The organism is Mesorhizobium sp. P3_A9 (assembly GCF_056402975.1).
In genome coordinates this window covers 1-6782 of the sequence record NZ_JBFUGJ010000317.1, presented here as the reverse complement: position 1 = coordinate 6782, position 6782 = coordinate 1, and the positions used below count along the sequence as shown (strand labels likewise).

5 protein-coding genes and 1 pseudogene are annotated in these 6782 nt (G+C 63.3%); 5 read left to right on the top strand and 1 reads right to left on the bottom strand.

What is annotated here, in order from left to right; genetic code table 11:
- From tolB to ftsH, 5 genes and pseudogenes are all read left to right on the top strand, one after another.
- Positions 1 to 251: pseudogene (tolB, locus tag AC1DX0_RS28350) on the top strand (Tol-Pal system protein TolB); the annotation flags it as partial.
- A 259-nt stretch (positions 252 to 510) separates the two neighbouring features.
- Positions 511 to 1017 (top strand): peptidoglycan-associated lipoprotein Pal, encoded by a 507-nt coding sequence (gene pal, locus AC1DX0_RS28345; protein WP_477221716.1) that lies wholly within the window; start codon positions 511 to 513, stop codon positions 1015 to 1017.
- A gap of 179 nt (positions 1018 to 1196) precedes the next feature.
- On the top strand, positions 1197 to 2312 hold the full coding sequence (ybgF, locus tag AC1DX0_RS28340; RefSeq protein ID WP_477221717.1) for a tol-pal system protein YbgF: 1116 nt from the start codon (positions 1197 to 1199) through the stop codon (positions 2310 to 2312).
- 58 nt (positions 2313 to 2370) lie between these two features.
- On the top strand, positions 2371 to 3768 hold the full coding sequence (gene tilS, locus AC1DX0_RS28335; protein ID WP_477221718.1) for a tRNA lysidine(34) synthetase TilS: 1398 nt from the start codon (positions 2371 to 2373) through the stop codon (positions 3766 to 3768).
- 123 nt (positions 3769 to 3891) lie between these two features.
- Positions 3892 to 5817 (top strand): ATP-dependent zinc metalloprotease FtsH, encoded by a 1926-nt coding sequence (ftsH, locus tag AC1DX0_RS28330; protein WP_477221719.1) that lies wholly within the window; start codon positions 3892 to 3894, stop codon positions 5815 to 5817.
- 293 nt (positions 5818 to 6110) lie between these two features.
- On the opposite strand, the gene AC1DX0_RS28325 is transcribed toward ftsH, so the two are convergent.
- Positions 6111 to 6782, bottom strand: a 672-nt coding sequence (locus AC1DX0_RS28325) for an IS110 family transposase (protein ID WP_477357703.1), incomplete at its 5' end; no start/stop codon positions are given.

Below are 6782 nucleotides of genomic sequence, written 5' to 3'. Positions count from 1 at the left end.
TCACCAAGCAGACCGGCGGCGAGTTCCAGATCGGCGTCATGAAGACCGACGGTTCGGGCGAGCGCATCCTGTCGTCCGGCTTCCAGCAGGAAGGACCGACCTGGGCGCCGAACGGCCGCGTGCTGATGTTCTTCCGCGACTCCGCTGGCGGCCCGAAACTGGTTTCCGTCGACCTCACCGGCCGCAACGAGCAGCCGATCCCGACCGCGAACTTCGCCTCGGACCCGGCTTGGTCGCCGTTGTTGGAATAGGTTCGGCTGAATTGCCACACATGCTGAAAAGGGGCCGTTTCGGCCCCTTTTCCATGCATTGGTCGCGTTTTGGCCGTATTTCCGCCTAGGGTCCGCGCCAACTGTGGCCTCGGATCAAGAGGTTGCGGACGGGCAGCCTAAACCAGCCTAAACCAAATTTTAACCGTGTTTCTTGAATGCCGGTTAACCCAAACGTGGTTACTGGGTGATCAACGAAATCACTCGAATACGATCACTCGAAATACGAAGGAGAGGCGGCATGGGCCGTATCGCAGCACTTACCAGAAACCCGGCCATGATCGCGCTGGTGGCGTTGCTCGCCATCACCGGTTGCGCCTCGAAGAAGACGCCGAACAACGCCGCTGACCTTGGCCTCAACGGCGCCGGTGCTGCAACGCCCGGTTCGGCGCAGGACTTCACCGTCAATATCGGCGACCGCATCTTCTTCGATACGGACTCGACCTCGATCCGGGCTGACGCACAGCAGACGCTTGCGCGCCAGGCGCAATGGCTGAACCAGTACAAGCAGTATGCCATCGTCGTCGAAGGCCATGCCGACGAGCGCGGCACGCGCGAATACAATCTGGCGCTCGGCGCCCGCCGCGCCGCCGCCACACGCGACTTCCTGGTCTCCAAGGGCGTCTCTTCCAGCCGCCTGAAGACCATTTCCTACGGCAAGGAGCGTCCGGTCGCTGTGTGCGACGACATCTCCTGCTGGTCGCAGAACCGCCGCGCCGTTACTACGCTTAGCGGCGCTGGTTCCTGATCGGCAAAAATACAACACAGCTTTGCGAAAGGCGGCCCTTGGGCCGCCTTTTTCATATCCTGATGCCTGAAACAAAATTTGGCCGAAGTCTCGCGCCCTGCTATGAGCCGAGGGCGCTTGGCTGGTCCCACTCTGGTTGGAAGGCGCGAAACAGACCAACGACACACGGCGAGAGGCACATGCATTTGAGATCGGTTCTGAGCGGCACGCTTGCGCTGCTGCTCCTATCAGGCGTCACCGCCCCGGCTAGCGGCCTGGGGGCCAGCGGCACAGGGCAATCAACCGACAGCGGCTTTTCCTTCCATCTGCCCAGCATCGAGCTGCCCAGCCTTTTCGGTGAAAAGAAGAAGCCGGATCAGGTCCAGATGGTGCAATCCGATCCTACTGCCGTCACCAGCCTGGAAGACCAGCTGCGGCAGATGAATGGCAAGATCGAGGAACTCAATTTCCAGGTCCTGCAGATGCAGGAGCAGATCCGCAAGCAGCAGGAAGACAACGAGTTCCGCTTCCAGCAGCTGGAAGGCGGCTCGCAGGGCGGACAGGCACCGGCGGCACCGAAGAAGAAGTCCGACGCAACCACCGACACCAACACCGACGTGGCCGCGGCCCCGGCAACCCAGGCGCCGGCTGATGCCGGCGCCGCTACCGGCAGCGATCAGTCGACCGGCGGCAAGACGGTTGAGGATGTCATCGTCGAATCACCCGATGGCGATCCCGGCAAGGTGATCCCCGGCACGGGAGCGCCGGAAAAGACTTTTGGCTCGATCACCGTCGACAAGAACGGCAATGTGATCGATGCCGGCGGCAACACCCAGGCAACTGCGCCGGCGCAAGATGCGGCCCCTGCCACCGGCGCTCCGGCCAAGGCCGGCAAGTCCAATGGCACGATCGTCGCGGCGCTGCCCTCCACCAAGGACCCCGAAGAGCTCTACCGCAATTCCTATCAGTTCATCCTGTCGGGCGATTACAGCACCGCCGAACAGGGTTTCCGCGATCATATCTCGCGCTTCCCCCGCGATGCGAAGACGGCGGACGCGCACTACTGGCTGGGTGAATCGCTGCTTGGCCAGCAGAAATACCGCGACGCGGCCGAAGTCTTCCTCGCCGCCAGCAAGGACTACCCGAAGGCCAAGAAGGCACCCGACATGCTCTTGAAGCTAGGCGTGTCGCTGGTYGGACTCAAGCAACACGATGTYGCCTGCGCCACCTTCAGCGAGGTCGGCAAGCGCTACCCCGATATCTCCAATGCACTCAAGGAACGCGTCAAGCAGGAGAAGGCCCTGGCTGCGTGCTGATTTTTCCTACGCATGTCTCAGTCCCAAAACCGGGACCACTTTTGAGTGACATGCGTTGATGCTCGCGACTGAGCCTGATCTTTCGACCAGCCTTCTTTCCGATACGAAGAGTCTTTTTTCGCATATCGATTTTACCCACGGCGCCGTTGTGGCCGTGTCCGGCGGCAGTGACTCGACCGCCCTGCTTCTCCTTCTCAAACTGCATCTCGATCGAACCGCGCCGTCCGTGAAGCTGCTGGCCTTGACGGTCGACCATGGCCTGCGACCAGGTTCTGCGGCCGAGGCGCAGACCGTGGCGAAGCTTTGCGCCGAGCGCGGCATTGCCCACCGCACCTTGGCCTGGGCCGGAAGCAAGCCATCGACCGGACTGCCGGCGGCGGCGCGGGAAGCGCGCTACCGGCTGCTGGCCGAAGCGGCGCGCGCGGAAGGCATCGGGCTCATCGTCACCGGCCATACCGCCGACGACCAGGCCGAGACGGTGCTGATGCGTCAGGCGCGGGATGAGGGCCGAGAGTTTGCCGAAATGGCAAGCCGGGGGCTTGCTGAGATGGCAGGCCGCGGGCTTGCCGGCATGGCGCCGGCCACCCTCTATGACTGGCGCGAGTGGATCGCTCGCCCGCTTCTGGGCACGCAGCGCTCAGCACTTCGCGATTTCCTGCGGCGTGACCATGTCGGCTGGGCCGATGATCCGACCAACACCGACGTGGCCTTCGAGCGGCCGCGTGTGCGCGCCGCGCTTGCCGGCGAGAGTGTCGAGTCCATCGAGGGCAGGCTGCTGCTCGCCGGTCAGGCCGCCGTGGAGCGCAGGCAGCTTGGCGCCGGCGCCGCCGATCTGATCCATCGCTTCGCCAACCAGCCGACCACGGGTCTCATCCGCCTCGACCCGCGCCTGCTTTCGGCCGGCGACGATCAGGCGGCCATCTACGCGTTGCGTATTTTGCTGGCCACCGCCGGAGGCGCTGCCTTTCTTCCGGACCAGGCGCGCAGCGAGGCGTTGTTCGATCGGCTGAAGGCCGGCTTTCTTTGCGCCACATTGTCGCGGACSGTGGTTGATTTTCGGCGTGCCGGCATCTTCCTGCGCCGCGAGGCGCGGGGTTTGCCGCCCGCCGCTGCAGTTGTGGACAGCACCATCTGGGATGGCCGTCGCCACATCACATTGAACGACAGGTCAGACGCATTGTTGATCGCTCCGCTGGGTGCGGCCGCAGCGAAGCGCGTGGCGATCGATGATGGAAAGACCCCGGCAAGTCTGATGTGTGCCGCATTGGCTGCGGAACCGACATCCCAGCAAGCCCTTGAAAACCCGAGGTCGCCAGGGTTCGTGGTGCGGCCGGTCGTGTCGCCTTTTGCCCGCTTCCTGCCGTCCTTCGATCTGGCGCCGGCGCGGGCCGTCGCCGAGCTGATCGGCGCGCCGCCGCTGCCTGCTCTGCCATTGCTCGGCCACAGTGCCGATTGATGGTTGGTCGAAAGCTTAACCCAGACGTGCTGTTATGCTTGGCAAGGCGAGACGCTCTCCCTATGTTAGGCGCAAGTTTCCTCTCATGATGCTGTCCGTCCGCGGACGCCAACGGGACAATTGATGAATCCGAACTATCGCAACCTCGCGCTCTGGGCGATCATAGCGGTCCTGCTCATCGCACTCTTCAATCTGTTCCAGACGCCGCAGACGCGCGGGGCTTCGAGCGATGTGCCTTATTCGCAGTTCCTGCAGGAGGTCGCCGGCGGCMGGGTCAAGACGGTGACCATAGCGGGCGCTCGCATCACCGGCACCTACACCGACAATTCCACCGGCTTCCAGACCTATTCGCCCGGCGATCCCTCGCTGGTTTCACGGCTGCAGGACAAGAACGTCACCATCAATGCAAGGCCAGAGGCCGACGGCTCCAATTCGCTGTTCGGCTATCTGATCTCGTGGCTGCCGATGATCCTCATCCTTGGCGTCTGGATATTCTTCATGCGCCAGATGCAATCCGGATCCGGGCGCGCCATGGGTTTTGGCAAGTCGAAGGCCAAGCTTCTGACGGAGGCGCACGGCCGCATCACGTTCCAGGACGTTGCCGGCGTCGATGAAGCCAAGGAAGATTTGGAAGAGATCGTCGAGTTCCTGCGCGATCCGCAGAAGTTCCAGCGCCTTGGCGGCAAGATACCGCGCGGCGTGTTGCTGGTCGGTCCTCCCGGCACCGGCAAGACGCTGCTCGCCCGCTCGGTCGCCGGTGAGGCCAATGTGCCGTTCTTCACCATTTCGGGTTCGGACTTCGTCGAGATGTTCGTCGGCGTCGGCGCATCCCGTGTCCGCGACATGTTCGACCAGGCCAAGAAGAACGCGCCCTGCATCATCTTCATCGACGAAATCGATGCCGTCGGCCGCCATCGCGGTGCCGGTCTCGGCGGCGGCAATGACGAGCGCGAGCAGACGCTGAACCAGTTGCTGGTCGAGATGGACGGCTTCGAATCCAACGAAAGCATTATCCTGATCGCCGCCACCAACCGTCCCGACGTGCTCGATCCCGCGCTGCTCAGGCCGGGCCGTTTCGACCGCCAGGTAGTGGTGCCGAACCCCGACATCGTCGGCCGCGAGAAGATACTCAAGGTGCATGTACGCAACGTGCCGCTGGCGCCGAATGTCGATCTCAAGGTCGTTGCGCGCGGCACGCCGGGCTTCTCCGGCGCGGATCTGATGAACCTCGTCAACGAATCCGCGCTGATGGCGGCCCGGCGCAACAAGCGCCTTGTCACCATGGCCGAGTTCGAGGACGCCAAGGACAAGATCATGATGGGCGCCGAGCGCCGCTCGTCGGCCATGACCCAGGCTGAGAAGGAGCTGACCGCCTATCACGAGGCCGGCCACGCCATCCTGGCGCTCAACGTGCCGTCGGCCGACCCACTGCACAAGGCCACCATCATCCCGCGTGGCCGGGCGCTCGGCATGGTCATGCAGTTGCCGGAAGGCGACCGCTATTCGATGAGCTACAAATACATGATCTCGCGCCTCGCCATCATGATGGGCGGTCGCGTCGCCGAGGAGTTCAAGTTCGGCAAGGAGAACATAACCTCGGGCGCTTCCTCCGACATCGAGCAGGCGACCAAGCTGGCGCGCGCCATGGTCACGCGCTGGGGCTTCTCCGACAAGCTCGGCCATGTCGCCTATGGCGACAATCAGGAGGAAGTGTTCCTCGGCCATTCGGTGGCGCGTACGCAGAACATCTCGGAAGAGACCGCGCAGATCATCGACGCCGAAGTGCGCCGCCTGATCGACGAGGCCTATGTCTCGGCCAAATCCATCCTGACCAAGAAGAAGAAGGAATGGATCACGCTGGCGCAAGGCCTGCTCGAATACGAGACGCTGTCGGGTGAAGAGATCAAGCAGCTGATCGCCGGCAACAAGCCCGCACGTGACCTCGGCGACGACACGCCGCCGAGCCGCGGCTCCGCCGTGCCGAAGTCCGGCCGCCGCAAGAAGGGCCCCGAGCCCGAGGGCGGCATGGAGCCTCAGCCGTCAAGCTGAGCAGACATGATAGAAGTGCAACAAACGCTGCGGCTTTGTCCGCAGCGTTTTTGTTTGTGGCGGCATCGCCGGCGGTTCGCCCAGCCAAGGGCCGGCCAATTGTTAAAGTCGGCGCCGCCCCTCATTGYCCTGCCGGRCATTTCTCCCCGTATAGTGACGGGGAGAAAGTAGCTTGCCGCAACGTCGGCGCTCTTTTGCGACGTTAGTGATTGGCGAAACTATAGATGAGAGCGCCCCTCTCCCCGTCRCTATACGGGGAGAGGATGCCGGCAGGCAGGTGAGCAACCGTGCTTTCATATCGATGCGGGGTTCCAGGATTTGTTGGTACGCATCATGGCGTTGAGGGTGGTGATAAGCTTGCGCATGACGGCCACAATGGCGACCTTTGCTTCCTTGCCTTTGGCCCGTAGGCGCTGGCGAAAGGCGGCGAAGATGGGGTTATGCACTCCGGCGCTGAGCGCAGCCATGTAGAGGACGTTGCGGACCGACTCTCGACCACCCCAGATACATCGCTTGCCTTTGAGCTTGCCGCTGTCGTGGTCAAAGGGAGCAAGCCCAACCAAGGCGGCGATCTGCCGGTTGGATAAGCGGCCGAGTTCAGGCAATTGCGCGATCAGCGTGGCGCTGAGGACCGGACCGACGCCGGGCACGGAGCGCAGCAGGCGATCACGCTGAGCCAAGACGGGATCGGCCGCCGTGGCTTCGGCAATTCGCTTATCGAGAAGCAGGATGTCGGCACTGAGCCGACTTGCGCGCCGCTTGGCGAGGCGCTTGAGGCCCGCATCGCGCACATGCTCGGCCTGATTGTCGATACGGCTCAACTCGGCGCTGAGCTGGCGCCGCGCCGTGATCAGTTCAATCAACAGCTCGAGGCGAGGGTCGAGATCGATCGGATGGACTGGCAGCGTCGCCAGGAAGCGAGCGATCACGCGCGCATCGATGCGGTCGTTTTTGGCATTGACGCC

Coding starts and splice junctions, on each gene's coding strand:
- pal (WP_477221716.1), top strand. CDS start 511: ATGGGCCGTATCGCAGCACTTACCAGAAACCCGGCCATGATCGCGCTG.